23 protein-coding genes and 1 riboswitch are annotated in these 26,388 nt (G+C 71.8%); of the genes, 14 read left to right on the top strand and 9 right to left on the bottom strand.

Annotated elements, in window-relative coordinates; translation table 11 throughout:
• Window positions 1-13 precede the first annotated feature (13 nt).
• The gene (locus tag ACZ6BG_RS25505; RefSeq protein WP_469005450.1) at window positions 14-1,246 is read right to left on the bottom strand and encodes an MFS transporter; all 1,233 of its coding nucleotides are present in this window, start codon (window positions 1,244-1,246) and stop codon (window positions 14-16) included.
• A 162-nt stretch (window positions 1,247-1,408) separates the two neighbouring features.
• Between ACZ6BG_RS25505 and ACZ6BG_RS25500 the strand changes: the two genes are divergently transcribed.
• A complete protein-coding gene (locus ACZ6BG_RS25500) occupies window positions 1,409-2,581 on the top strand; it encodes an ROK family transcriptional regulator (protein WP_469005448.1) in 1,173 nt (390 codons plus the stop codon).
• Window positions 2,582-2,757: 176 nt separating this feature from the next.
• On the opposite strand, the gene ACZ6BG_RS25495 is transcribed toward ACZ6BG_RS25500, so the two are convergent.
• Window positions 2,758-5,082, bottom strand: a complete 2,325-nt coding sequence (locus ACZ6BG_RS25495) for a chitinase C-terminal domain-containing protein (protein ID WP_469005446.1) — start codon at window positions 5,080-5,082, stop codon at window positions 2,758-2,760.
• Window positions 5,083-5,361: 279 nt separating this feature from the next.
• Window positions 5,362-5,492, top strand: a riboswitch (FMN riboswitch).
• A 203-nt stretch (window positions 5,493-5,695) separates the two neighbouring features.
• Between ACZ6BG_RS25495 and ribD the strand changes: the two genes are divergently transcribed.
• The 10 genes from ribD (at window position 5,696) to ACZ6BG_RS25445 (ending at window position 14,762) form a co-directional block, all read left to right on the top strand.
• Window positions 5,696-6,976, top strand: coding sequence for a bifunctional diaminohydroxyphosphoribosylaminopyrimidine deaminase/5-amino-6-(5-phosphoribosylamino)uracil reductase RibD (gene ribD / locus ACZ6BG_RS25490; protein ID WP_469005444.1), 1,281 nt, complete (start codon window positions 5,696-5,698; stop codon window positions 6,974-6,976).
• Entirely contained in the window at window positions 6,977-7,630 is a 654-nt protein-coding gene (locus ACZ6BG_RS25485; protein ID WP_469005441.1) for a riboflavin synthase, read from the top strand. It abuts the gene before it with no gap.
• A complete protein-coding gene (locus tag ACZ6BG_RS25480; RefSeq protein WP_469005439.1) occupies window positions 7,627-8,289 on the top strand; it encodes a nicotinamide mononucleotide transporter family protein in 663 nt (220 codons plus the stop codon). The genes ACZ6BG_RS25485 and ACZ6BG_RS25480 overlap by 4 nt, the downstream gene beginning before the upstream one ends.
• Complete coding sequence (locus ACZ6BG_RS25475; protein ID WP_469005437.1) at window positions 8,286-9,611, top strand: bifunctional 3,4-dihydroxy-2-butanone-4-phosphate synthase/GTP cyclohydrolase II; 1,326 nt, start codon at window positions 8,286-8,288, stop codon at window positions 9,609-9,611. Before ACZ6BG_RS25480 ends, ACZ6BG_RS25475 begins: the two co-directional genes overlap by 4 nt.
• Before the next feature lie 47 nt (window positions 9,612-9,658).
• Window positions 9,659-10,165 carry a 6,7-dimethyl-8-ribityllumazine synthase gene (gene ribH, locus ACZ6BG_RS25470; RefSeq protein WP_468453348.1) on the top strand — a complete coding sequence of 169 codons (507 nt, stop codon included), beginning with the start codon at window positions 9,659-9,661 and terminating at the stop codon, window positions 10,163-10,165.
• A 13-nt stretch (window positions 10,166-10,178) separates the two neighbouring features.
• Window positions 10,179-10,451, top strand: coding sequence for a phosphoribosyl-ATP diphosphatase (locus tag ACZ6BG_RS25465; RefSeq protein WP_030360427.1), 273 nt, complete (start codon window positions 10,179-10,181; stop codon window positions 10,449-10,451).
• Between the two features lie 128 nt (window positions 10,452-10,579).
• Window positions 10,580-11,428: an ATP phosphoribosyltransferase gene (hisG, locus tag ACZ6BG_RS25460; protein ID WP_468453350.1), complete on the top strand. Its 849-nt coding sequence runs from the start codon at window positions 10,580-10,582 to the stop codon at window positions 11,426-11,428.
• Window positions 11,429-11,454: 26 nt separating this feature from the next.
• Window positions 11,455-11,970: a PH domain-containing protein gene (locus ACZ6BG_RS25455; RefSeq protein WP_469005432.1), complete on the top strand. Its 516-nt coding sequence runs from the start codon at window positions 11,455-11,457 to the stop codon at window positions 11,968-11,970.
• A 315-nt stretch (window positions 11,971-12,285) separates the two neighbouring features.
• Window positions 12,286-13,671 (top strand): hemolysin family protein, encoded by a 1,386-nt coding sequence (locus ACZ6BG_RS25450; protein ID WP_469005430.1) that lies wholly within the window; start codon window positions 12,286-12,288, stop codon window positions 13,669-13,671.
• Entirely contained in the window at window positions 13,668-14,762 is a 1,095-nt protein-coding gene (locus ACZ6BG_RS25445; protein WP_469005428.1) for a hemolysin family protein, read from the top strand. Before ACZ6BG_RS25450 ends, ACZ6BG_RS25445 begins: the two co-directional genes overlap by 4 nt.
• Before the next feature lie 82 nt (window positions 14,763-14,844).
• Here ACZ6BG_RS25445 and ACZ6BG_RS25440 read toward each other — a convergent pair whose 3' ends face one another.
• Both ACZ6BG_RS25440 and ACZ6BG_RS25435 read right to left on the bottom strand, forming a co-directional pair.
• Window positions 14,845-16,716: an AAA family ATPase gene (locus tag ACZ6BG_RS25440; protein WP_469005426.1), complete on the bottom strand. Its 1,872-nt coding sequence runs from the start codon at window positions 16,714-16,716 to the stop codon at window positions 14,845-14,847.
• 453 nt (window positions 16,717-17,169) lie between these two features.
• The gene (locus ACZ6BG_RS25435) at window positions 17,170-17,838 is read right to left on the bottom strand and encodes a uridine kinase family protein (protein ID WP_469005423.1); all 669 of its coding nucleotides are present in this window, start codon (window positions 17,836-17,838) and stop codon (window positions 17,170-17,172) included.
• 231 nt (window positions 17,839-18,069) lie between these two features.
• On the opposite strand from ACZ6BG_RS25435, the gene ACZ6BG_RS25430 reads away from it, so the two are divergent.
• Window positions 18,070-19,467 carry a peptidase C39 family protein gene (locus ACZ6BG_RS25430; protein ID WP_469005421.1) on the top strand — a complete coding sequence of 466 codons (1,398 nt, stop codon included), beginning with the start codon at window positions 18,070-18,072 and terminating at the stop codon, window positions 19,465-19,467.
• Window positions 19,468-19,517: 50 nt separating this feature from the next.
• Here the strand turns inward: ACZ6BG_RS25430 and ACZ6BG_RS25425 are convergent, their stop codons facing one another.
• Window positions 19,518-21,005: a M1 family metallopeptidase gene (locus ACZ6BG_RS25425; RefSeq protein WP_469005418.1), complete on the bottom strand. Its 1,488-nt coding sequence runs from the start codon at window positions 21,003-21,005 to the stop codon at window positions 19,518-19,520.
• Window positions 21,006-21,211: 206 nt separating this feature from the next.
• On the opposite strand from ACZ6BG_RS25425, the gene ACZ6BG_RS25420 reads away from it, so the two are divergent.
• Entirely contained in the window at window positions 21,212-21,355 is a 144-nt protein-coding gene (locus ACZ6BG_RS25420; RefSeq protein ID WP_469005414.1) for an SCO1431 family membrane protein, read from the top strand.
• Here ACZ6BG_RS25420 and ACZ6BG_RS25415 read toward each other — a convergent pair.
• Genes ACZ6BG_RS25415 through ACZ6BG_RS25405 form a run of 3 tightly spaced genes read right to left on the bottom strand, consistent with a single transcriptional unit; the run spans window position 21,333 to window position 23,941 of the window.
• Window positions 21,333-22,331: a hypothetical protein gene (locus ACZ6BG_RS25415; RefSeq protein ID WP_469005412.1), complete on the bottom strand. Its 999-nt coding sequence runs from the start codon at window positions 22,329-22,331 to the stop codon at window positions 21,333-21,335. The two genes, ACZ6BG_RS25420 and ACZ6BG_RS25415, sit on opposite strands and share 23 nt — an antisense overlap.
• 42 nt (window positions 22,332-22,373) lie before the next feature.
• Window positions 22,374-23,336, bottom strand: a complete 963-nt coding sequence (locus ACZ6BG_RS25410) for a DUF6114 domain-containing protein (RefSeq protein ID WP_469005409.1) — start codon at window positions 23,334-23,336, stop codon at window positions 22,374-22,376.
• Entirely contained in the window at window positions 23,327-23,941 is a 615-nt protein-coding gene (locus tag ACZ6BG_RS25405) for a DUF6230 family protein (RefSeq protein WP_469005407.1), read from the bottom strand. Before ACZ6BG_RS25405 ends, ACZ6BG_RS25410 begins: the two co-directional genes overlap by 10 nt.
• 138 nt (window positions 23,942-24,079) lie before the next feature.
• Here ACZ6BG_RS25405 and ACZ6BG_RS25400 point away from each other — a divergent pair, with 138 nt between their 5' ends.
• Window positions 24,080-24,748 (top strand): TetR/AcrR family transcriptional regulator, encoded by a 669-nt coding sequence (locus tag ACZ6BG_RS25400; protein ID WP_469005405.1) that lies wholly within the window; start codon window positions 24,080-24,082, stop codon window positions 24,746-24,748.
• 55 nt (window positions 24,749-24,803) lie between these two features.
• On the opposite strand, the gene ACZ6BG_RS25395 is transcribed toward ACZ6BG_RS25400, so the two are convergent.
• Entirely contained in the window at window positions 24,804-26,054 is a 1,251-nt protein-coding gene (locus ACZ6BG_RS25395; protein WP_469005401.1) for a glycoside hydrolase family 18 protein, read from the bottom strand.
• Between the last annotated feature and the right edge of the window lie 334 nt (window positions 26,055-26,388).

The following is a 26,388-nucleotide window of genomic DNA, read 5'->3' as shown; positions in this document are numbered from 1 at the left end:
ACTCGCGGGCCCGTCAGGACTTGCGGTCCGCCGGTGCCGCCTCCGCCTCCGCCGAACCGGCCCGCACCGACGGCGCCGGGCGGCCCTCCGTGCGCAGCACCCCCGCGAACGCCATGAGCCCACAGGCCAGCGCCGTGACCAGGCAGAAGGACGCCACCAGGCTGGTCGCGTCGGCGAGCGCGCCGATCGCCGACGGGGCGACCAGGCTGGAGGTGTACGTGATGGTGGCGACGCCCGCGATGGCCTGGCTGGGGTTCGTGCCGCTGCGCCCGGCCGCGGCGAACGCCAGCGGGACGACGACCGCGATGCCGAGGCCCATGAGCGCGAACCCGGTCATGGCCATCGCCGCGTGCTGCGCCGTCACCACGAGCAGCCCGCCGAGCGCGGCGCACGCCCCGCCCGCCCGCACCGTGCGGACCGCGCCATACCGGTCGACCACCTTGTCGCCCGCGAACCGCGCGATGGCCATCGTGAGCGTGAAGCCGGTCGTGCACGCGGCGGCCAGGCCCGCGGAGGAGTCGAGCACGTCCTTGAGGTACACCGCCGACCAGTCCAGGCTGGCGCCCTCCGCGAACACCGCGCAGAAGCCGACCGCGCCGATGAGCAGCGCCGACTTCGGCGGCAGCGCGAACCGCGGCGGCGCCTCCTCCTCGGGCGCGCTGCGCAGGTCGAGCACGCCCTGACAGGCGATCAGGCCGAGCACGGTGAGCACCGCTGCGGCGAAGACGTGGTGCACGCGGGCGTCGACGTGCAGATGGGCGGCGATCGTGCCGCCCGCCGAGCCGATCAGGGCGCCCGCGCTCCACATGCCGTGCAGACCGGACATGATGGACTTGTCCATGCGTTGCTCGATCTCGACGCCGAGCGCGTTCATGGCGACGTCCGCCATGCCCGATGTCGCGCCGTACACGAACAGCGCCGCGCAGAGCGTGACCAGGTTCGGCGCGAGCGACGGCAGGGTGAGCGCGAGCGTCCACAGGGCGAGCAGCCCGCGCAGCGCCGTCCGGGCGCCGAAGCGGTGGCTCACCCAGCCCGCGAGCGGCATCGCCACGGAGGCGCCGATCGCCGGGAAGGCGAGCGCCAGGCCGAGCAGGCCCGCGCTGATGTCCGTGTGGTCCTGGATCCACGGCACCCGAGTCGCGAACGACCCGGCGACCGAGCCGTGCACGCAGAAGATCACCGCGACGGCGATCCGGGCCCGGCTCAACCGCCGTTTCTCCTGCCCCACTTGGTGCTGCTCACTCATCCGCTCCACCCCTCCACGGTCCCGTTCGGAACCGCCGCAGTAAACTATCAGGAACCCTGCCTGATAAAAGAGGGCCGGGGAACCGAATATCGCGCGCGTCCGGAAAGTGGCCTCTCCTCGATGGAGGGCGGACCGACCGGAGCGCTGTGGAAGGATCCCGCCATGCCCGCATCTCCGAGCACCGCTCGGGCCATCAACGACCGGCTCGCGCTGCGTCTGCTGCAGCGCGAAGGGCCCTTGACGGCGGGACAGTTGAAGCAGCTCACCGGCCTGTCCCGGCCCTCCGTCGCCGACCTCGTCGAACGGCTCCAGGGCTCCGGTCTGATCACGGTGGTGGGCGAGACCGGGGAGCGCCGCCGCGGCCCGAACGCCCGCCTCTACGGGATAGTCGCCGACCGGGCCCATCTGGCCGCGCTCGACGTGCGCACCGAGAGCGTGTCCGTGGTCGTGGCCGATCTGCTCGGCGCGCAGCTCGCCGAGGCGACCGTGCCGATCGGCGGCGGCACCGGCACCGGCCCCGCCGTCGAGCGGGCCGTGGCCCTCGTCGAGCGCACGGCGCGGGCGGGCGGCGCGAGCAGGCTGCACACGGTGGGCGTCGGCGCGCCCGGCCTCATCGACCCGGCCACCGGCGACCTGCGCGACTCGGCGGGCCTGCCCACCTGGCACCGGAGCCTCGTCGCCGCCCTCACCGAACGGCTGCCCGCCCGCGTCCTGGTGGAGAACGAGACCAACCTCGCCGCCCGCGCCGAGCAGCGCGACGGCGCCGCGCACGACCGCGACACGTTCGTGCTGCTCTGGCTCGGCGCGGGCACCGGCGCCGCCGTCGTCCTCGACGGCACCCTGCGCCGCGGTGCCTCCGGCGGCACCGGCGAGATCGGCTTCCTGCCCGTCCCCGGCACCGGAGGGCTGCCGTCCGCGACCGCCTGCGACGGCGGCTTCCACTCGCTGGCCGGGTCGGCGGCGGTCGAGGACCTGGCCGCCGACCACGGCCTGAAGGTGACGCCCGAGCCGGGCGAACTGCCCGCGGCCGCGCTGGTCCGGCACGCCGTCGCGTCCGGCCACACCCCGTTCCTCGACGCCCTCGCCGACCGCGTGGCCATCGGCGCGGCGTCCGTCGTGGCCGTCCTCGACCCCGGATGCGTGGTGCTCGGCGGCGAGTTGGGGCGCGCGGGCGGCGAGGTCCTCGCGGGGCGGGTGGGGGAGCGGGTGGCCGCGATGTCCCCCCTGCCGACCGAGGTCCGGGCCAGCGCGCTGGGCGGCGCGGCGGTGCTGCGGGGCGCACTGCTTACGGCACGGGACGCGGCCCAGGACGAACTCTTCGCGCCTGGGGGGTGACGGGGGCCCGGGCCGCCAGGAACGCCCACCGGCCCGGCCGCCTTCGGGGCGGTCCGGGCCGGGCTTGCCGGGGCCCGGCGGCGGGGCAAGGGCAGGTTCACCCGCCGCCGGGCGTTCGTGGGGGGAGCCGTCCGGGGCACCGCGGGGCCGTGGCCGGGCGGTCGCCGGTCGGAGGGTCAGCAGGCGCCGAGGTCCTGCCACACGCCCCAGGTGCCGGTGGTGCCGGGCTCCTCGCCCTTCGTCCACCACTTGGACTTCCAGGTGTGCGACTTGTGGGACACGGTCGTCCCGGAGCCGTACTCGGACGACGTGCTCCACGCGGGCGCGGTGCACTTGCCGGGCGGATCGGTCGGGTCCGGCGGGTCGGTGGGCCCGGTGCCCGTGCCGGGTTCGACCACGGTCGTGCCGCGCGCCAGGTCACCGGCGAGCCCGTAGGTCGTCCCGGCGATGTTCACCGTCCAGTTCGACGGGGTCGACACCGGCAGGTAGTAGTTGAACGACAGGTCCACGGACGCCCCGGGCGCCAGCGTCTGCCAGGCGGGCAGCTTCAGCGAGACCCGGTGGAAGTCGCCCTTGAGGCCGCCGACGTTGGTGCCGGTGTGCCCGGTGCTGATCACCTTCGTGCCGAAGCCGGACTGGTCGGACGCGTTGGCGGGAGCCGAGGTCGAGTAGTCAAACTGGAACTCTGTGCCGCCCGGGAGGGTCGTTTTCGTGTTGTTGGTGATCTTCAGCTTGGGCGTGATCGGGTAGTTGGAGTCGCCGAGCTTGAAGTCCCCGAACTCCACGCCGATGTCGACGGCCTTGGCGGGCAGGTCCTTGCCCGCGACCTTCGCGCCGTACGGGGATGCCGACTTGAACTTGTCGTACATTGCCGTGGTCAGCGTGTCGCCGATCTCGTACTGCCCCTTGGCGGAGTTGTACGTGTAGTCACCGGCGAGTTCCCACACCATCGTGCCGCCGATGCCCTTGTCGACCACGTAGTCGGCCTTGGCCTTCACCGATTGCTCGTCCTCGGTGGACAGGAACACCTTCTTCTCGGCGTTCCACAGCCAGGGCGCGACGAGCGTCGAGTCGTACTTGCGCGCGTAGGTGCCGGTGAGCTTGGTGTCGGCGGGGAAGCCGTACTTGGTGACGTAGTCGCCGACGACGCCCTTCTCCAGGTTCTTGGCGTGCCACATCGGGTTCGACCCGGCGGGCGACTCCTTGCCCTTGTCGTCCTTGTCGTGCCACAGGTTGTCGATGCCGACGGCGCCGTCACCGCACTTGGTCAGCCCGGAACCGGCCGGACAGTCGGTCGACGCCGCCTTGCCCCAGAGCCCGTCCGTGCCGCCCTGCACATTCTTGAAACCGCGGGTGTAGTACGGCAGGCCGATGTTGATGCGGCCCGCGGGCATCGAACCGCGGAAGTAGTGATAGGCCCAGTCGGTGTTGAGATATCCGACCCCGCCGTACTGCTGGCTGCCGTACACCCCCGCCGCAGCGAGTTCGGCGTCCTTCCCGTCGTCGTAGAGGGAGGCGTTCGGGCCGACGTATTCGTTCCAGGCGCCATGGAGGTCGTACGACATGATGTTGACGTAGTCCAGGTACTTCTGGACCTGGAAGGTCTCCATGCCGCGCAGCAGGTATCCGGACGACGGCGCGGCCACGGTCAGCAGATAGTGCTTGCCGTCGGCGGCACCAGCCCGGTCCAGCTTCTCGCGCAGCGTCTTCATGAGGATCGCGTAGCCCTTGACCAGGCCCGCGCGGCGGCCGTTGGCGAGCTGCCAGTCCAGCGGGTTGCCCGCGTCCTTCATCGTCGTCGGGTATTCGTAGTCGATGTCGACGCCGTTGAAGCCGTACTTCTTGATGAACGCGACGGTGGAGTCCGCGAAGGTCTCGATGCCCGCCTGGTTCACCGAGCCGTCCGCGTTGGTGGCCATCGAGTAGAAGCCGCCGGAGTCCACGCGCTTGCCGTCGTCGCCGAAGTAGCCGCCGGTCTCGGCCCAACCGCCCACGGAGACCATGGTCTTGACGTTCGGGTGCTTCTTCTTGAACTTATTCAGCAGATTGAAGTGACCCTTGTAGGAGTACGCGGGGTCCATTTCCGCACCCGCGACGCCCGGCCAGGTCATTCCGGTGGCGGCGTTCTTCTCGCCGTCACCGCCCACGGAGATCTTGTTGTCGCTCCCGATGTGCGCGAAGGCGTAGTTGAGATGGGTGACCTTGTCCCAGGGGATGTCGGACGCGAGGTAGGCGGGCTCGCCGTTCTTGCCGGTGCGCCAGCCGGTGAAGTAGCCGATCACGCGGCGCTGGTGGTCGGCGCCCATCTTCTCGCGGCCGTCGGCGTCGTAGACGGAGCAGTAGGGGACGTCGACGCCGGGGGTCTTGTAGAGGCCGTCGGGACGGCAGGACTCGTTGTCGGCGGCGTGCGAGGTGGTCGCGGCGAGGGTGCTCATCAGCAGTCCGGCGACCGCTGCGCCGGCTGCCAGGAGCGTGGCTCTCGCTCGGGTGGGGGTGGGCACGTCGGTTCCTCCTGGGGAGGCTCGGTGTCGCACAACGAACGGGGACGGCGGCCCACGGCGTGCGCACACCGGGCGGGCCTCTCCTCGGAGTGACGCAGACGTTAAGAGGACTAGACCAGTGCGTCAATAGGTATGTACCAATCCTCTTTTCGGGACCCGATGCGCCCGGGGGTGCGGTAAGGAGGGGTCGCGGGAGGGGGTGGATGCCTGTGAGCCAGCCCACAGGATCTCCCCTGCACGGCTGTGACCAGGCGTGGCACACTGGTCGGGTACCAGTAGCAGCGCACTCCGGGGTCGGTGTAATTCCGAACCGGCGGTTACAGTCCGCGACCCGGCCGCCTCCAGCGGTCGGTTGACCAGGTGAAACTCCTGGACCGACGGTGAAAGTCCGGATGGGAGGCAGTGCGCGGCGAGCGGACACATGTGTCATGTGTGTCGCCTCGTCGTAATGGCTCGGTTCCTCAGAGGACCGGTCTCTTTCGACGTCCGGCGACCCCGGCGACGATCCATGCCGGTGTTCTCCGCTCGTACGTGTCGTCGTCATCGACAGCCCCGGAGTCCGTGCCCGAAGAGGCAGGAGGACCCGGTGGCCACCGCAGCCGAAACAATCGCCATGCGACGCGCCGTCGCGCTCGCCGCGCGCGGACTCGGGTTCACGAGCCCCAACCCCGTCGTCGGCTGCGTCATCCTCGACGCGGGAGGCGACACCGTCGGCGAGGGCTACCACCAGCGCGCGGGCGGACCGCACGCCGAAGTGCACGCCCTGCGCGCGGCCGGCGAGAAGGCCCGCGGCGGCACCGCCGTCGTCACCCTCGAACCCTGCAACCACACCGGCCGCACCGGCCCCTGCGCCCAGGCCCTCCTCGACGCCGGGATCGCCCGCGTCGTGTACGCCGTCGACGACCCCACCCCCGACGCGACCGGCGGCGCCACCACCCTGCGCGCGGCCGGCGTCGACGTCGAGTCCGGCCTGCTCGCCGAGGAGGCCGAGACGGTCAACGCCGCCTGGCTCACCTCGGTCCGCACCGGCCGCCCGCACGTCACCTGGAAGTACGCGGCCACGCTCGACGGCCGCATCGCCGCCGCCGACGGCACCAGCCGCTGGATCAGCTCCGCCGCGTCCCGCGCCGACGTGCACCGGCTGCGCGCCGAGTGCGACGCCGTCGTCGTCGGCTCCGGCACCCAGCGCGCCGACGACCCGCACCTCGCGGTGCGCGGCGTCGAGGGCGCCGCCCAGCCGCTGCGGGTCGTCGTCGACACCCACGGCACCGCCGTGCGGCCGGGCGCCCGGGTCCTGGACGACGCGGCGCCCACGCTGGTGGCCGTCGCGGAGGGCGTGGAGCCGCTGCCCGGCGTGGAGACGGTGCATCTGCCGTACGCGGACGAGCACGCGGACGCCGAGAACCTGCCGTACGTCGAGCGCGCCCCGCGCCCCCCGCGCGCGGCCGGGAACGGCGCCGACGCGTCGGCGCCGTCCGGGCGACCGGACGCCGACGACGAAGAGGCCCGCCTCGAACACCGCTTCACCGCCAGCGGCGGCGCCTACCGCGCGCAGCGCCCGGCCGCCCCCGCCGCGCACCGCGCGCCGTCGAGCGCCCCGGGCGGCCTCGACATCGACGCGCTGCTCGCCGAACTGCACGCCCGCGGTGTGCGATCCGTGCTCCTCGAAGGCGGGCCGACGCTCGCCGGTGCCTTCGTGGCCGCCGGTGCCGTCGACCGCGTCATCGGCTATCTCGCGCCCACGCTGCTCGGCGCGGGCCCCGCCGCCCTCACCGGCGGCGGAATCACCACCCTCACCGAGGCGTTGCGCCTCGACGTGCGCGAGTGCGTCGCGCTCGGACCCGATCTGCGTATCACCGCGACCGTCGCGGGCCCCGGAACGAAGGAGCACTGAGTGTTCACCGGAATCGTCGAAGAGCTGGGCGAAGTCACCGCCGTGGAGAACCTGGGCGACGCGTCCCGCTTCCGGCTGCGCGGCCCCGTCGTCACCGACGGCGCGAAGCACGGCGACTCCATCGCCGTCAACGGCGTGTGTCTGACGGTCGTCGAGCACGAGGACGACGAGTTCACCGCCGACGTGATGGCCGAGACGCTCGACCGCTCCAGCCTCGGCGCCCTCGTCCCCGGCTCCCGGGTCAACCTGGAGCGCCCGACCGCCGTCGGCGCCCGCCTCGGCGGCCACATCGTGCAGGGACACGTCGACGGCACCGGCACGATCGTCGACCGCAAGCCGTCCGACAACTGGGAGATCGTCAAGATCTCCCTGCCCGAAGGACTCGCCCGCTACGTCGTGGAGAAGGGCTCCATCACCGTCGACGGCGTCAGCCTGACCGTCGTCGAGGCCGGGGCCGACTTCTTCACCATCAGTCTGATCCCGACCACCCTCGCCCTGACCACGCTCGGCATCAAGCAGCCCGGCGACCCGGTCAACCTCGAGGTCGACGTCATCGCCAAGTACGTGGAGCGGCTGCTCGCCGCCGGCGCCGTGACGCCCGCACAGGCCGCGGCCGCCAAGGCCGGGGAACCGGACCAGGAGGCGTCGAAGTGAGCACGTTCGACTGGCTGAACTCCGAGGCATTCACCGCCTTCGGCCAGCACATCATGTGGTCCGACATGGTCGGCAACAGCATCGGCCTGATCGCCCTCGCGCTCGGCTGGCGCCGCTCCATCTGGACCTGGCCCGCCCAGTTCCTGTCCGGCGTCGTCCTCGTCGCCGCGTACGCCTCCGCGCAGCTCTCCGGCGGCGTCGGCAAGCAGCTCCTCGTCATCGGCGTCGCCCTGTGGGGCTGGCGGCAGTGGACGCGGGGCAGCCGCGCCGCGCAGGACGGCTCCATCGCCGTGCGCTTCGCCACCTGGAAGGAGCGCGGCGTCCTGCTCGCGGGCACCGCCGTCGGCACCCTCGCCGTCGGAGCGCTCTTCACCGCCCTGCCCGACCTGTCCTGGAACCCCTGGCCGGACGCCTACATCTTCGTCGGCACGCTCGCCGCGATGGTGGCCCAGGCCCGCGGCCTGGTCGAGTTCTGGTTCGCCTGGCTGCTCGTCGACATCGTCGGCGTCCCCCTCGCCTTCTCCAGCGGACTCGCCTTCTCCGGGTTCGTGTACGTCGTCTACCTCGCCCTCGTCCTGTGGGGCCTGCGCGACTGGTGGCTGCGCTCCCGGCAGCCCGCCACCCAGCAGCGGCCCGCTCTGGAAGGAGCCCCGGCATGACCGCTCAGCCCACTCCCACGCCCGTGGACCAGGAGCCGTCGCCCGCGGCCCCCGCTCCGGCCGCCCGCGCCGAGGGCCTCGCCCTCGACCCGGTGGAGATGGCCATCCGCGACATCGCGGCCGGCCGCCCCGTCGTGGTCGTCGACGACGAGGACCGCGAGAACGAGGGCGACCTCGTCATCGCCGCCGAGAAGGCCACCCCCGAGATCGTCGCCTTCATGATGAGCGAGTGCCGCGGCCTGATCTGCGCACCCATGGAGAGCGACGAGCTCGAACGCCTGCACCTGCCGCAGATGGTCGAGAACAACACCGAGTCGATGAGCACGGCCTTCACCGTCTCCGTCGACGCCAGCGGCGCGCACGGCGTCACCACCGGCGTCTCCGCCGCCGACCGCGCCACCACCCTCCAGCTCCTCGCCGGCGGCAAGGCCGACGCGGGCGACTTCGTCCGCCCCGGCCACATCTTCCCGCTGCGCGCCAAGGCGGGCGGCGTCCTCGTGCGCGACGGCCACACCGAGGCCGCCGTCGACCTCGCACGGCTCGCGGGGCTGCGGCCCGCCGGGGCCATCGTCGAGATCGCGGGTGAGGACGGCCGGATGCTGCGGCTGCCCGAACTGGTGCCGTTCGCCCGCAGGCACGGCCTGACGATCATCTCCATCGAGGACCTGATCGCCTACCGCCGCACCGCCGAGCCCACCGTCCGCCGCGAGGCCGAGGTCCGCCTGCCCACGTCCTACGGCGAGTTCACCGCGTACGGCTATCGCTCCACCGTCGACGGGGTCGAGCACGTCGCGCTCGTCCACGGCGACATCGGCACCGGCGAGGACGTCCTCGTACGCATCCACTCCGAGTGCCTGACCGGCGACGTCTTCCACTCCCTGCGCTGTGACTGCGGGCCGCAACTGGAGGAGTCCATGCGGCGCGTCACCGACACCGGGCGTGGCGTCGTGGTCTATCTGCGCGGCCACGAGGGCCGCGGCATCGGACTGCTCTCCAAACTGCGCGCCTACGAACTCCAGGAGCGCGGCAGTGACACCCTGGACGCCAACCTGGAACTCGGCCTGCCCGCCGACGCCCGCGACTACGGCGCCGGCGCCCAGATCCTGGAGGACCTCGGCGTACGCAGCCTGCGCCTGCTCACCAACAACCCCGACAAGACCGAAGCCCTCGCCCGGCACGGCCTGAAGGTCACCGCGCGCGAGCCCATGCCGGTCACCGTCGGCGAGCACAATCTGCGCTACCTGCGCACCAAGCGGGACCGCATGGGCCACGACCTGCCCTGGCTGGACACCCCGGAGATGTCCGCCTGCGGCAACCAGTAGCACAAGCCATCCGAACAGAGCCCCGACACACCCCCGAGGAGAAGCGCGTGAGCGGCAAGGGTGCCCCCGAACTGAGCGTGAAGAACTGTGGCGACCTGCGCGTCGCCGTCGTCGCCGCCCTGTGGCACGAGCGGATCATGGACGGTCTCGTCGACGGCGCGCTGCGCGCCCTGCACGAGCTCGGCATCGACGAGCCGACGCTCCTTCGCGTGCCCGGCAGCTTCGAGCTGCCCGTCGTCGCCAAGGTCCTCGCGGGCCGCGGCTACGACGCGATCGTCGCGCTCGGAGTGGTCATCCGGGGCGGCACCCCGCACTTCGAGTACGTGTGCCAGGGCGTCGCCCAGGGCCTCACCCAGGTGTCCGTCGACACCGGCGTGCCCATCGGCTTCGGCGTGCTGACGTGCGACACCGAGGAACAGGCCCTGGACCGCGCGGGCATCGAGGGCTCGACCGAGGACAAGGGGCACGAAGCGGTCACCGCCGCGGTGGCCACGGCTGCCACGCTCCGCACGATCTCCGAACCCTGGCGGCAGGGGCGGGGCGCGGGCGCGTAGAGTGAACGACATCATGTCCAAGAAGACTTTCGAGGAACTCTTCACCGAGCTCCAGCACAAGGCAGCCAACGGTGACCCCGCCACCTCCCGCACCGCGGAGCTGGTGGACAAGGGCGTCCACGCCATCGGCAAGAAGGTCGTCGAGGAGGCCGCCGAGGTGTGGATGGCCGCCGAGTACGAGGGCAAGGAAGCCGCCGCCGAGGAGATCTCCCAGCTCCTGTACCACGTGCAGGTGATGATGGTCGCCCGCGGCATCTCCCTCAGCGACGTGTACGCCCATCTCTAGAGCGCGTTCTCCGGAGCGCGCGCCGGGTGCGCCGCTCCGGAGCGCACGTCCCGTGCACCGAACGCCTCTTCCCGACTCCCTTTCCGTACGTCCGCACGCACCTTCCTCACGCAAAGGAATCAGACCTCATGCTGCGCATCGCCGTCCCCAACAAGGGTTCACTGTCCGGACCTGCGTCGGCGATGCTCCATGAGGCCGGCTACCAGCAGCGCAAGGAGTCCAAGGAACTCGTCCTCGTCGACCCCGAGAACGAGGTCGAGTTCTTCTACCTGCGCCCGCGCGACATCGCGATCTACGTCTCCTCCGGCAAGCTCGACATCGGCATCACCGGACGCGACCTGCTGATCGACTCCGGCGCCAACGCCGAGGAGATCCTGCCGCTCGGCTTCGCCCGCTCCACCTTCCGCTTCGCCGCCAAGCCCGGCACCGCACAGGGCATCGACGACCTGGCCGGGCGCACCGTCGCCACCTCCTACGAGGGCATCGTCGCCAAGCACCTCGCCGACAGTGGCATCGACGCCTCCGTCATCCACCTCGACGGCGCCGTCGAGACCGCCATCGAGCTGGGTGTCGCGCAGGTCATCGCCGACGTCGTCGAGACCGGCACCAGCCTGCGCAACGCGGGTCTCGAGGTCTTCGGCGAGCCGATCATGAAGTCCGAGGCGGTCGTCATCCGGCGCACCGGAGCCACCGCCGACGACCCCAAGGTGCAGCAGTTCCTGCGCCGCCTCCAGGGCGTCCTGGTCGCCCGGACGTACGTGATGATGGACTACGACTGCCGCGCCGAGCACCTCGAACAGGCCGTGGCACTCACCCCCGGCCTGGAGTCGCCGACCATCTCCCCGCTGCACAACGAAGGCTGGGTCGCGGTCCGCTCCATGGTCCCCACCAAGGACGCACAGCGGGTCATGGACGACCTGTACGCCATCGGGGCGCGCGCCATCCTGACCACGGCCATCCACGCCTGCCGCCTCTGACGGCGCCAGCCCCCGACATGTCTGCCATGACTGCCAAGTCCGATCAGCCCACCGGGTCCCCGGCGCAGGCCCTGCCCGTCACGTTCCGGCCCGCCCGCACCCGGGCGGTGCTGCTCGCCGCCGGGGCCGCGGTCTTCGCCGCCCTCGCCGTGATCTCCGTGCTGCTCCCCAACCTCAGCCCGGGGGAGCGAACCAGCTTCGTCTTCACCGGCGCGCTGCTGCTCGGCGTGCTCGTCCTGCTGAGCAGGCCCAAGGTGGTCGCCGACGAGACGGGCGTGACCGTCGTCAACATCGCCACGAGCCGCCGCCTGGAGTGGGCCGAGATCGTCCGCGTCAATCTGCGCCCCGGCGACCCTTGGGTGTTCCTCGACCTCACCGACGGCACCAGCCTGCCCGCCCTCGGCATCCAGCCGGGCATCGCCAAGCAGCGCGCCATCAGCGACGCCCGCGCGCTGCGGGACCTGGTCGACGCGCGCTCCGGCCGCGAGGCCGACGGCTCCGCGGGCGCGGACGGGAACTCCGGGAACGCCGACACCGACTGACGGCCCCTCCGGGAGCACCGACGCCGGGCTGACAGCCCCTACGGGAACACCGGCACGGACCGGGGGATCTTCTCGGGGCCGGAATCCGGGAGGACTCGGGGGATCCCGAACTGACGCGTCGGCGCCTGTCTTGATTAATCTGGATGCGGGGCGGACTCCACGTGCCGCCCCGCCCCGGACGGCCGGCGCGGCCGGTACGGGGCTCCTGCTAACCGAGGAGTGACCCTCTCCGGCGATGGACGGATCGTCCTGTAGTACCTGCGCCGCCCCCTCCCGACATACGGGTACCCGAGCACCGGGCGAGGCGGCGGCATCATGACCATCCCCCTGCTGCTCCTCGGAGCGGCTTTCCTGCTGATCCTCGCCAACGGCTTCTTCGTGGCCGCCGAGTTCGGCCTCGTCACCGTCGAACGGCCCGACGCCGAGAAGGCCGCCGCCGACGGCGACCGCCGGGCGCGCACGGTCGTCGGCGCCCTGAAGGAGCTGTCCTTCCAGCTGTCGGGCACCCAGCTCGGCATCACCATCACCTCACTGGTCATCGGCATGCTCGCCGAGCCCGCCCTCGCGCGCCTCCTCGCCCGCCCGCTCACCTCGACGGGCATACCACAAGGGGCTGTTTCCGGGGTCGCGGTGGCCGTCGGCATGCTCCTGGCGTCCGCGGTGCAGATGGTGATCGGCGAGCTGGTGCCCAAGAACTGGGCGGTGTCCCGGCCGTTGCAGGTCGCACGGTTCGTCGCGGGCCCGCAGCATGCCTTCTCGCGGCTGTTCCGGCCGGTGATCGCCGGGCTCAACTCCGTCGCGAACCGCCTGGTGCGGTTCCTCGGGGTCGAGCCCGCCGAGGAGCTCGCCTCCGCCCGCACCCCCGGTGAACTGGTCTCCCTCGCCCGGCACTCGGCCCGCGCCGGAGCGCTGGAGCAGGACACCGCGGACCTGTTCGTGCGCACGCTCTCCCTGGGCGAACTCACCGCGCAGCACGTGATGACGCCCCGCGTGAAGGTCAGCGCCCTGCAGTCCTCCGCCACCGCGGAGGACGTGGTCAACCTGACCCGGGCCACCGGCCTGTCCCGCTTCCCGGTCTACCGGGAGCGGATCGACGAGGTCGTCGGCATGGTCCACCTCAAGGACGCCCTCGCGGTCCCCGCGCACGAGCGGCTGCGCGCCCCCGTCGGCCGGATCGCCAAGTCCCCGCTGCTCGTCCCGGAGACGCTGCCCGTGCAGCCCCTCCTGGAGCGGCTGCGCAGCGAGCAGCCGATAGCGGTGGTCGTCGACGAGTACGGCGGCACGGCCGGGGTGGTCACCCTGGAGGACATCGTCGAGGAACTCGTCGGCGAGGTCCGCGACGAGCACGACCACCAGGACGGCCTGCCCGACCTCGCCGACGCCCCGCCCGAGGACGGCAGACCCGCCTGGGACGCCGACGGCGGCTGCCGCGTCGACACCCTGCGGCGCATAGGACTCGACGTGCCCGAGGGGCCGTACGAGACCGTGGCCGGGCTGGTCGCCGATCTGCTCGGCCGCATTCCGGCGCCCGGCGACCGCGCCGAACTCCCGGGCTGGCGGCTCGCGGTCCGCCAGGTCGGGCACTACCGCGCGGAGCGGGTGCGCCTGGTGCGGACCGGGGGGCCGGCCGGGCCTCCTGGCGAAGCGGCCGACGGGGCCGCGGACCGGGTGGGCGCCGCGGTCGCGGAGGCCGTGCGATGAGCGCCCTGCAACTCCTGCTCGCCGTCCTCCTCGTGTTCGCCAACGGCTTCTTCGTGGGGGCCGAGTTCGCGCTCGTGTCCGTGCGCCGCAGCCAGATCGAGCCGCTGGGCTCCAAGCGGGCCCGCCAGGTCCTGTACGGCCTGGAGCATCTGCCGCAGATGATGGCGGCCGCCCAGTTCGGCATCACCGTGTGCTCGCTGACGCTCGGCGCCGTCGCGGAGCCGACCGTGGCGCGTCTGCTCGAACCGCTCTTCCACGCGGTGCACCTGCCCGAGGGCATGATCCACCCCCTCGGTTATGTGATCGCGCTCGCCGTCGTCGTCTTCCTGCACCTCGTCATCGGCGAGATGCTCCCGAAGAACCTCGCGATGGCGACACCCGAGCGGACCGCGCTCTGGCTCAGCCCCGGCCTGGTCGCGTTCGCGCGCCTGTGCCGGCCGGTCACGGTGACGCTCGGCGCCTGCGCCCAGCTGATCCTGCGGCTGTTCAAGGTCGAGCCCAAGGACGAGGTGGAGGCGGTCTTCACCAGCGTGCAGCTGGGCCGTCTGGTGGAGGACGCGGGGCAGGCGGGCCTCCTCGACCCGCGGGCGCAGGAGCGCCTGGAGGACGCCCTCGAGCTGGGGTCGCGGCCGGTGACGGACGTCCTGCTCGACCGCGCCTCCCTGGTCACGGTCGGTCCTTCGGTCACCCCGGCGCAGGTCGTCGAACTCACCGGGCGCACGGGCTACTCCCGCTTCCCGGTCCGTGCGGAGACCGGCGCCTTCATGGGCTATCTGCATGTGAAGGACGTCCTGGACCTGGAGGAAACCGACCGTGCGGTGCCCCAGCACGTCTGGCACCAGATGACGGTCCTGCGCGCCGAACTCCCCCTGGACGACGCCCTGACGGTGATGCGGCACGCCGCGACGCACCTGGCACAGGTCGCCGACGCGTCCGGCAAGGTGCTCGGCCTCGTCGCCCTGGAGGACGTCCTGGAACTCCTGGTCGGCGAGGTCCGCGACCCGGCGCACCGGGTGGCGGTGCCTCCGGCGTCGCGCGCGGCGCGGAGCCGGGGCGCGGGGGACGTCCGCGGGAAGGAGCTGGTCGGCTGAGGCCGGTGGGCCGGGGCGGGCGGTGAGGACCCGTGCCGCCTCGGCCTGGCCGCCGCCTCAGGCGCCCGGCCCCACGGTCGGCTCAGGCACCGGCCGGGTCGGCCGGCCCCCGGCCCGAAAGGACCTCCCCGTACGCCTGCATGAGGTCCGGCAGCCGCAGGGTCGACAGGTCCGCGCGGGTCGGCGCCCCGGGGTAGCCGGAGAGCCGCAGGTCGCGGTAGGCGCAGCTCTTCTCGTACAGGGTGCGCAGGAAGCGGCCGTTGCCCAGCTCGTCGATCCACGTCTGGTCGACCACGTGTCCGCTGATGGAGCGCAGTTCGTCCAGGGCCTCCTCGTCCCACAGGTCGCCGTTGTCGGCGGCGAGGACCTGCCCGATCGCGGTGAGTTCCAGGGGCCGGTACGAGGGGAAGTCGACGCGCGTCGTGAAGCGGGAGGAGAGCCCGGGGTTGGCGGCGAGCAGCCGGTCCATGCCCTCGGGGTATCCCGCGAGGATCACCACGAGGTGGTCGCGGTTGTCCTCGGCGCGCTTCAGGAGCACCTGGAGGGCCTCGTCGCCGTACGCGTCGCCCTTGCCGTAGCCGGAGTTGGACAGGGAGTACGCCTCGTCGACGAAGAGGACGCCGCCGATCGCCGAGTCGATCAGCTCGTTGGCCTTCACGGCGGTCTGGCCCAGGTACTCGCCGACCAGGTCGGCCCGCTGGGCCTCGACGAGGTGGTCGCCGCCGAGCAGCCCGAGGGCGTAGAAGACCCGGCCGAGGATGCGGGCCACGGTGGTCTTGCCGGTGCCGGAGGGGCCGGAGAAGACGAAGTGTCGTTTCGGCGGCTGCACCGGAAGGCCCTGCGCCGCCCGGAAGCGGGCCATGTTCAGCTGCGCGGAGAGCGCCTTGACCTGGCGTTTGACGGGTTCGAGGCCGACCATCCGCTCCAGCTCGGCGAGCGCCTGCTCAAGCAGGGCCGGGTCGGTGGGCCCGGGCGGGGGCTTGCGGGGCGCGGGCTTGATGGGGATCACGGCCTTCTCGCGCACCGTGTCGGCGTCGGGCGGGCCGCCGCCGGGCGGCAGTTCGGGCTCGGTCACCTTCAGGTCGCGGCCCTCGGTGCCGAACAGCGCGTCCACGCCGTCGGGTCCGTCGAGGGCGTCCTGGCCGACGCCGGTGAGGGAGATCGCGGCCAGGTCGGCGGCGTCGTCGTAGCCGTCGCCCTCGGCGATCGCGGCGAGCCGAGCCGAGGTGTCCATGAAGGCGGGGTCGACGCGGTGCACCGCGCGGTACAGCGGCAGCGCGGCGGCGGACCGGCCGGTGCCCTCATGCGCGCGGGCCAGCCAGTAGCGCAGCTCCTTGCGCTGCGGCTGTTCGCTGCGGCAGCGCATCAGCGCGGCCGAGAGCAGCGGCTCAGCCTGTCCGTACATCTCGAGGCGCACCCGCGCCATGCCGCCGAAGAGGCCCGCCTCGATGCCGAGCATCGCGTCGTCGATCAGCGGGTCGGTGTGCCGCACCAACTGCTCCCAGTCCTTGACCAGGTAGGCGCGGCAGGCGTGCAGGAAACGCACCTGTGCGTCGGCGTCGACCGGCGGCAGCCCGGCGAGCGCCCGGTCGAGCTCCGGCACATGGCGGCCGTCCAGCCAGTGCGAGGCGTGCGCGAGCAGCAGGTCGCGGGTGGACTCGAGGACGGGCTGCACCCACCAGCCCAGCCAGTACCAGGAGTTGAGGGTGCGCACATGCCGGGCGCGCTGTTCGCCGAAGCGGTCCCGGTGCTGGAACATCCTGAGCAGCGCGGTCGTTGTGTCGATGCGCAGCGCGTGCAGCCCGAGCCAGCCGTCCGCCATGCCCGGGTCCATGCGCACCGCGGCCCTGAACTCCTCCTCGGCCTGCGGATAGGCGCCCATGGTGTAGGCGTCGACGCCCCGCAGCCAGGCGAGGTCGGCCGGGGCCGTAGAGCCCTGGGTGCCGAAGTCCATCACGTCCCCCACAAACCGTGCCCCCGTTTGTGTACCACCGGGCCGGTGCCCGCCGGCAACTGAGCTGAACCGCCGTGCTGCGGACGGGAGTTGACGCGGTGCGCGTAGCAGCCGTCCGAAGTCGCACCAAGATGCATCGTACCTGCGTGGCAGTGCTCGGCCGTAGGGTGCCGCAGCGTTGGATCTCCGGCGGGGGCCTGCCGGGGGTGGTCGACGAGGAGAGGCCCGATGGTGACCCAGGGTGAGCGATCGGCGGCTCATGGCGCTGGGAAAAAGCGGATGCAGGGCAGAACGAAGCCCCCGATCACGGGGGAACAACCGGGGGCTTCGCGTCTGCGGGCGACCCGAAAGGCCGCACATTGAGAACGTAAGTCCTGTAAGGCCCCTGGGTCAAGCCGAGTTGAGGCACTCACGGAAACTGGCCACGCGGTCCTGAAGCCGCCTTCGGCAGGTTCAGCTCGCTGCCGACGGACCTTCACCCTGAGTGACGATTTGGGTCAGTGCTGCCGTCTCGTCGGACCCCGCCAGCAACTCGTACCCCACAGACAACTCGTGTACGAGCAACTGGGCGAAGGGCCGCGACGGGTCCTCGGCGAAATGACGTCGTTCGGCCGCTTCCCAGCCGTCCCAGAAGCCACTCAGGGCCGGCCCGTCCCTTCGGCGCCCGCGCGCCCAGGAGGTGTCGCGGGGCAGATCCATCCACAGCAGGCCCGCCAGGAGCGGCCTCAGCACCCGGCGGCCCGCGCCGACACCCTCCATCAGGACGACGGGGGCGGCGGGCAGCGGGCGGTCGGCAGGACCGAAGCGGCGCGCGTGCCAGTCGTACGCCGCATAGTGCGCCGTTTCGCCTCGGGACAGCGGCTCCACGACCTGGCGCAGGAGCCGGTCCGTCCAGTCGAACAGGTCGGTGTGGCTCGCGATGTCGTCGAGGTGGAGCACCGGGGCGCCGCCGAGCGCCTCGGCGAGCCGCGCGGTGAAGGTCGACTTGCCGGAGCCCGCGTGTCCGTCGACGGCGACCAGCCGGACCGGACCGCAGGACGGCGGCAGGTGGCGCACGGCGCGGGCGAGGCGGGAGAGGCCCGGGCGGCCGGGGAGGGGGGTGGGGCGGCGGGTATCGGTCATCGCGGGCCAGCCTACGGGCAGGGGCGCGCGGGGCGCGGATCGTGGGGCGCGGGCGCGGTTCAGTGCGCTCTCGCAGGTCATACCAGAGGTAGAGGCCAATATTGGTCGCCCCTTCCGGGTCCGGATCGCTGGCAGAACCCGTCGACGTACAGCCATAGTTGGCGCACTGTCGTGCACCTGACCATCGCTCTCCGGCCGCGGCCGGAACCCATCGACTGGGAGTCCCCGTCCATGGACCAAGCTGAAGGCATGTCCCGCAGAAGAATCCTCACCACGGCGGCCGGAGCCGCGGCCGTGGCGGCCGTCGCCGCGACGGCCGCCACCGTGACCCCGGCGGGCGCCGCCCCCGCGCCCCGGCGCCGCCCGCCCCGCGCGGAGCGGCTCGTGGAGAACCGTTTCTGGGTCTCCCGCAAGGACTGGGGTTCCGGAACGGCGCACGGCACCCGCGTCGTCGCCAAGGGCCGCGCCGGGGTCGAGATGGCCGAGCCCGCGGGGACGGCCGACTACACCGACCCGCACACCGGCAGGGCCTCCACCTGGGAGTACGCCCAGTGGACCGGGCCCGCGCACCACCCCGCGGCCCCCGCCACGGAGGCCATCGCCTCCTGGAACGCCCGCACTCCCACCGGCACCTGGATCCAGGTCGAGCTGGAGGCGACGTACTCGGACGGCGCCACGTCTCCCTGGTACGTCCTCGGCCGGTGGAACTCGGGCGACGACCGGGAGGACGCCGAGGCGGCCGTCATCCGGCGCACCTCGGTGGACGACCAGTCCGACGGCAAGACGTCCGTCTGGACGGACACGCTGTCCGTCGACGACACGACGAGCGGCCTGCGCGTGGTCGCGTACCGGCTGCGGCTGACGCTCTACCGGACGCCGGGCAGCGCGCTCACGCCCACGGTGTGGCGGCTCGGCGCGATGGCCTCCGCGGTGCCCGACCGCTTCACGGTGCCCGCCGCCGCGCCCGGGCTCGCCAAGGAGCTCAAGGTGCCGCGCTATTCGCAGGAGATCCACAAGGGCCAGTACCCGGAGTACGACAACGGCGGCGAGGCCTGGTGCAGCCCCACGTCCTCGCAGATGATCCTGGAGTACTGGGGGCGCAAGCCGACGGCGGCCGACCTCGACTGGGTCGACCCCGCCTTCGCCGACCCGCAGGTGTGCCACGCGGCCCGGTTCACCTACGACTACCAGTACGGAGGCTGCGGAAACTGGCCGTTCAACGCGGCCTACGCGGCGACGTACAAGGACATGCAGGGCGTCGTCACCCGGCTCGGCTCGCTGACCGACCTGGAGACGTTGATCCGGGCGGGCATCCCGGCGATCACCTCGCAGTCCTTCCTCAAGGAGGAGCTGACCGGGGCGGGCTACGGCACCGCGGGTCATCTCATGACCGTCATCGGCTTCACCAAGAGCGGCGACGTGATCGCCAACGACCCGGCCTCGCCGAGCAACCCGGCGGTGCGCCGCGTCTACAAGCGGCGCGAGTGGGAGAACATCTGGCTCCGCACCAAGCGCAAGAACGCCCAGGGGACGGTGGTCTCCGGGACCGGCGGGGTCTGTTATCTGTACTTCCCCGTGCGTCCCACGAAGGAGCAGACACGCGCGCTCGCCGCTGTCGGCGTGCGCTGAGGACAGGGCCCCGCCCCGGCGGGACGGGGCCCTGCGCACGGCTCCTCGGCTCAGGTCGCCGGGTCCACCACCCAGTCCGGGTGGCCCGGCATCGGCGGGGTCTTCGCGCCGTACAGCCAGGGCTTCAGGAAGCCCTGAAGGTCCTGGCCCGAGACCTTCGACGCGAGGTCGATGTAGTCCTGGGTGCTCGCCGTCCTGCCCTTGTACTCGGCGATCCAGGCGCGCTCGATCTTCTGGAACGTGGCGTCCCCGACCTTCTCGCGCAGCGCGTAGAGCACGAGCGCCGAACCGTCGTAGCGCATGCGCTTGAAGAGGTTCGGCTCGGTGGGCTCCGCGGGCGCGCCGAAGTCGCGGCGCCACTGGTCGTGGGCCTTGTACGCGGCCTTCATCGCGGCCTCGAAGCTGTCGCCGCCGTGCTCCTCGGAGTACATCCGCTCGTAGAAGCGGGCGTGGCCCTCGCTGACCCACAGGTCGGACCAGCCCGCGAGGGCGACGCTGTCGCCGAACCACTGGTGGGTCAGCTCGTGCACCAGGTTCCGCTCCGCGTCGACCTGCGTGCCGAGCAGGTCGGCCTTGGGGACGAGGGAGAGCGTCTGGGTCTCCAGGGCGACGGCGAGGTCGGTGTCGCCGACGAGGATGCCGTACCGGTTGAAGGGGTACTTGCCGAGCTTCTTCTCCAGCCACGTCAGATGGTCCGGGGTGAGCTTGCGGTACTTCGCCGTCGGCTCGACCAGCGCGTCCGGGACGATGTCGCGCAGGGGCAGGCCGCCGGGTCCGGTGCTGTCGACCATCGTGAACTTGCCGACGGCGAGCTGCACGAGCTGCGTGGACAGCGGCTGCTCGGAGTCGTACGTCCACCGCACCCGGTCGCCGGACACCTTCTTCTTGCTGGTCAGCTTGCCGTTGGCGACGGCCGTGCGGTCCTTCGGCGTGGTGATCCGGAAGGTGATGGGCGCGCGCTGGCTCGGGTGGTCGTTGGCCGGGAAGATCAGCCGGGCGCCGTTGGGCTGGGGGTAGACCACCGTGCCGTCGGGCGTGGGGATCCAGCCGTAGTCCTCGATGGCGTCGTCGCGGTGCCGGGTCTGGGTCGGGTCGGCGGTGTAGGTGACCTTGACCGTGAAGGCGCGGCCCTTGGCGATCGGTGACTTCGGTGTCACGGTCAGTTCGTCGCCGTCGCGCGTGGTGGCGGCCGTCTTGTCGTCGACGGTGACCGAGTGCAGCGTGTTGCCGCCGAAGTCGAGGTTGAAGCGGGACAGGGACTGGGTGGCGGTCGCCTTGATGGTGGCCGACGCCGCGAACGGGGTCTTGGGGGCCTGCCAGTCGAAGTCCAGGAGGTAGCGGTCGACGGTGTATCCGCCGTTGCCGTCGAGGGGGAACATCGGGTCGCCGAGCCCCGGGGCTCCGGGGGAGGGCTTCTCCGCTGCCGCGGGAGTCGCGTACGAGACCGGTCCGGTGAGGGCGGCCGCCGCCGTCACGGCTGCCGCGAGTGCGAGTCGCGCTCCGGTGTTTCTGCGGCGGGGCGTCCTGATCGTGCTCATCGGAAACCTTTCGGTCGGATGCTGCGCGGACGTACGCCGTCTTAGACGCACGGCGATCCGCGGCAGTTGTGGTGACGGGTGACCAACGTCTCTCCCACATTTCCGGGCATGGCTGGCATGGTGGAAGACGCCAGTGGGGGGAATGTCCACTGCCAGTGCGGCCGGGGGAGGCCGCCGTCGGCCGGAAAACGTCAGCGAGAAGCCATATGACCGCGACCTCTGCCACCGCAGTCCGCTCCCAGGCCCGCACGGGCGGCCCCAAGGACGGCCCGAACGTCCTGGAGCACCTCGCGGGCTGGACCCTCGTCGTCGTGCTCGCGATGCTCGTCAGCCAGGTCGGCCTTCTGTGAGCTGAGTCTCACCGCCGGGGTCGGACGGGCCGCAGGGGCCAGGTGGCGTATCGCCCGGGTCGGGTCCGCCGCCGGGATCGGCCGAGTCGCCCGTACCGGGCCCGGCGGCCAGGTCCAGGTCCGCCCGCCAGTGCCGATGAGGCACCCCCACCAGGTCGTACAGCCGCCGCACCGGCGACCGCCCCGGCAGCAGCACCACCCCCGCGAGCACCGCGAACAGCGGCAGCCCCACCCAGCCGCCGAGCAGCCGCACCAGCACGCTCGCGGTGACCGCGCCGAGGAACGGCAGGCCGTAGACCCCGGCACCCGCGATGGCGACGGCGAGCACGGGGTGCACCTTGCGGTCCTCGTCGGCGCCGGGCAGCGACCAGCCTTCCATGAGCCAGCCGACCTCCGTCATCAGCATCGTGCCGATGACGGCCGCGCCGAACACCAGCAGCGCGAGGAACGTGCCGGACGTGAGGAAGTCCAGGGCGTTGTTGACGACGCTGTCGCGCGGCCAGTCCGCCCAGTCGCGCGCCCCGGGGGACAGGAAGCGTTCGTAGCCGCTGCCGTCCCAGCCGTGCACGAGCGTGCCGAAGAGCAGGAAGTAGCCGCCCACGCAATTCAGGTACGCCCAGTAGCCCGCGCCCACGAGGACCAGCACCTGGGCGGCGAGGAACCCGAGGACGGCGGCGACGGGGATCCCGCCCGCGTAGAAGAGGACGAAGCCCGCCCACACGCCCTCGTGGCTGTCGGCGACGTGCATGGTCGCCCAGGACGGGTTCTGCCAGAGCAGGAACAGTCCGGTCGGCACCATCAGGACGGCCGCGAAGAGGACGGTGAGGGCCAGATAGGGGTTGGCGGCGCGGCTGCGGGTGCGCGGGCCCTCGCCCGCGTTGATCCGCTCCCACACCTGGAGCTGGCGGCCCGCGGCGAGCGCGAAGGTCGCGCCCACCGCGTACGCCCAGAACAGCGCGGCCTGGATCTGGATCATGGCGGCGCTCCCTTCCGGATCACGGGGCCCAGGCTGCCCGGATCACGCCCGCGCCCCCAGCTTCAGCCCGCCCGCGACGATCGAGTCGGAGGTGACGAGGGCCTGCTCGGCGCTGACCTCCGTCATGAAGACGAACGGCGGGACGAGGGGCGGCACCGGCAGCTTGTCGGGCGTGAAGGTCAGACAGAGGATGCCCTCGATGCAGCCCTTGAACTTGGTCAGATAGAGCGTGACCGCCCCGCTGAGGTCCAAGGTGTCGGCGCCGAGGGAGAGTTCACGGCTGCCGTCGCGGGTCGTCAGGCGGTAGTCGGTGAGCGAGGCCGCCTTCATGCGCAGCACCATCACCTTCAGCGGACCGTCGGCGGTGGGGATGTCGGTGACGCCCGCGACGATGAAGCCCTGCGGGGCGAACAGCGTCGTCGTGATCGTCGGCGGCGTCCGTGCCGCCACGATCGAGTCGTCCCCGGGCGCCGCCCTCGCCGGGACGGCGCCCCACAGCGCCGTCCCGGCGAGCACCACCGGAAGGAGCACGGCCAGCGTCCGCGTGCCCTGCCCGTCGCGCGCCTTCGGTCGCCCCGCCCGCTCCTGGTCGTCGTCCGGTACCGGCGTCCAGCCGAAGCCCATCGCGCTGCCGACGATGCCGAGCAGCATGCCGATCAGGAACCCGCCGAGGTTCGTCGCCGCGAACGAGAGCACCGACAGGATCAGGGCGTTGACGGACACGTAGTGATGGGCGTGCGGCAGGAGCCACAGGAACAACCCGGCGGCCATCAGTGCGATCCCGATGCCGATCGCGGCGATCCCGCCGAGCCCGAGGCTCACCAGGACCGTCAGCGGCGACAGCGGCACGACAAGGAGCTCCGCCCCGCCCAGGACCAGCAGCAGCCCGCCCCAGAACGGCCGCGTGCGCCGCCATTTGCGCAGGCCGCGCCGCAGGTCCCGCAGCGGCAGCCGGTCATCGAGCCAGCCCCCGGCGCGCGGGGCTCCCGGCCCGCTCAGAAGCACTTCTTGCCGCCGAGGCTGACGTCGACCTTCATGCCCTTGAGGCGGAAGTTCCCGCCGGTGGCCGACCAGGCGTGGGAGCGCACCTTGGCCACCTCGATGTCGCCGGCCTGGAGGCCGAACTTGCCCTTCTCGCCCTTGACGCCGGGGACTTCGTCGAGCGTCGAGGCGTCCCGGCCGATCTGCGCGGTGCCGAAGCGGGCGTCGCCCACCAGGTCCTCGCCGTCGATGATCAGGTTGCTCGCGGTGACGTTGCCCGCGTCGCCGCCCGCCGTCAGCTTGAACACCACCGTGCCGACGGGCGTCTTGACCTCGGCCGCCTGGCAGATGTCGGACAGCGTGGCGTCGCCGATGCCGAGCAGCGCCACCGGGTGGCCCTTGCCGTCGACGTCCCGGTCGACCTGGACGTAGCTCGCCAGGCCCTGGCTGGTCAGCTTGCCCGAGGAGACCTGGAAGCTGGTGCCGCTGACCGCGAAGGACGCGGCGAGCGCGCCCTCGGCCATCACGGATGCCATCGCGCCGACCGCGAGGACCGCGGGCAGCGCGACAACAGCCGTCTTCTTCCAGTTGGTTCTGCCCTCGCGCAATGCTCTTCTCGCCGTGCTCACTGGTTCCTCCCGTACGTCGTCCGGTGCGTAAGGGGAGTGCGTGGCAGAGCGCCGTCGCGGGTCGCGCCCGTCCGGGCAGGCGACGTGGGTCTGCCATACTGCGGCTGATCCCGAGGCAGTTGGAGACTAGGGCCGAAATTGAATAATAGTCAACAGCGCGGTACCGATCGTTCCCGAGGAGCGGCCCGCCCGCAGGCGCGCGGCACCGACCGATCCGTGGCGCGCCGCGCCGAACTCATCGTCATCGGCCGGAAGCTGTTCGCCGACACGTCCTACGACGCGCTGTCGATGGACGACATCGCGAGACAGGCACGCGTCGCCAAGGGGCTGATCTACTACTACTTCAAGTCCAAGCGCGGCTACTACCTCGCGATCATCGAGGACTCGGTCGCCGACCTGGTCGAACGCGCGGCCAGCGGCACCGAACTGCCGCCCACGGAGCGGGTGCACCGCACGATCGACGGCTATCTGCGCTACGCCGAGCACCACCAGGAGGCCTACCGCACCATCGTCAGCGGCGGCGTCGGCTTCGACGCCGAGGTGCACGCCATACGCGACGGCGTGCGCGAGGCGATGATCGGCACCATCGCCGACGGGGCGTACGGACGGCGTGACATCCCGGCCCTGGTGCGCACGGCGCTGCTCGGCTGGCTGTGCAGCGTGGAGGGCGTCACGCTCGACTGGATCGGGGCGGCGGACGTGTTGGAGCGCGACACCGTGCGCGACTACCTGGTGCGCATGCTGCGCGAGACGCTGGGCGTCATCGAGGAGTTCGAGCCCGCCTTCCCCGCCCCGCCGGCCGCATGACGAAGGGGCGGGAGCCCGCCGGCTCCCGCCCCCCGCGACTGTCGTACGGCGACCGCTAGTTGATGGCCTTGATCAGCTCACCGTTGCTGGTGTCACCGCTCAGCTCCCAGAAGAACGTGCCTCCCAGGCCCTGCTGGTTCTTGTAGTTCATCTTCCCGGCGATGGTGGCCGGGGTGTCGTAGCTCCACCAGTTGTTGCCGCAGTGCGCGTACGCGGTTCCGCCGACGGTGCCGTTGGCCGGGCACTTGGTCTTCAGTTCCTTGTAGTCGTCGATGCCCTGCTCGTACTTGCCCGGGGCGGGGCCGGTCGCGGTGCCGCCCGGCGCCTTCTGGGTGACGCCCGTCCAGCCGCGGCCGTAGAAGCCGATGCCGAGGAGCAGCTTGTCCGAGGGGATGCCGAGGCCCTTGAGCTTGGCGATCGTCGCCTGCGAGTGGTACTCGGCCTTCGGGATGCCGGAGTAGGAGCTGAGCGGCGAGTGGGGTGCCGTCGGTCCCTTGGCGTCCCAGGCGCCGAAGAAGTCGTACGTCATCGGGTTGTACCAGTCGACGGACTGTGCGGCACCCGCGTAGTCCGCGGCGTCGATCTTGCCGCCGGAGGAGGCGTCAGCCGGGATGGCGGCGGTCACCAGGTTCTTGGAGCCGAACTTGGCGCGCACCGCGGACATCAGGTTCTTGTAGGCGGCGCGGCCGCTGGTGTCGCAGGTCAGACCGCAGGCGTTGGGGTACTCCCAGTCGATGTCGATGCCGTCGAAGACGTCCGCCCACTTGGAGTTCTCGACCAGGTCGTAGCAGGACTGGGCGAAGGCCGCCGGGTTCTGGGCGGCCTGCGTGAAGCCGCCCGACCAGGTCCAGCCGCCGAAGGACCACAGGACCTTCAGGTTCGGGTGCTTCTTCTTCAGCTTGCGCAGCTGGTTGAAGTTGCCGCGCAGGGGCTGGTCCCAGGTGTCGGCGACGCCGTCGACGCTCTGGCTGGCGGTGTACGCCTTGTCCGTCGCGGCGTAGGCGTCGCCCATCGTGCACTTGCCGCCCTGGACGTTGCCGAAGGCGTAGTTGATGTGCGTGAGCTTGTTGGCGGAGCCGGACGTCTCGATGTTCTTGACGTGGTAGTTCCGGTCGTAGACGCCCCATTCGGTGAAGTAGCCGACCACGCGCGAGCCCGCCTTGGCGTCTGCCTCGGCGGGGGTGCCGGTGTTCTGGTCGGCGGCCGCGGTGCCCGCGCCGGCGAGCAGGCCCGCGCCGAGCACGGCGCAACAAGCGGTGGCCAGGAGCGCCCTGAAGCGGGCGCGGGGACGGTTCGGTCGTGGCATCGCTGTCTCCTCGTGGGGGGAGAGGGGAGCATGTGGGGGTGGTGCTGACCTACTGACCTGCGGACACTTCGCGCCCCTGCGGGCAGGGCCGCGCGACCGGGCAGGGGGCGCGTCAACGTCCCCTACGTAGTCGCGTGTTGAATTGGCATGAACGCGAAGACGTCTTGTGCCGCTGGACTCTAGGAGGACTAGACCATTGCGTCAATGGTTCGGACCAATTCCCGCTCCGTGGTGCCCGGCGCGGCCGTGCCGGACACAGGCCGGTGAAGATCAGTCGCACGGCCCGTGAACCCGTGACGCCATGCCGCCGATCGGGCATACTCAACCCGCCACA

It is taken from the genome of Streptomyces sp. NPDC041205, from assembly GCF_055591765.1.
This window is presented reverse-complemented; position numbering and strand designations above follow the sequence as displayed.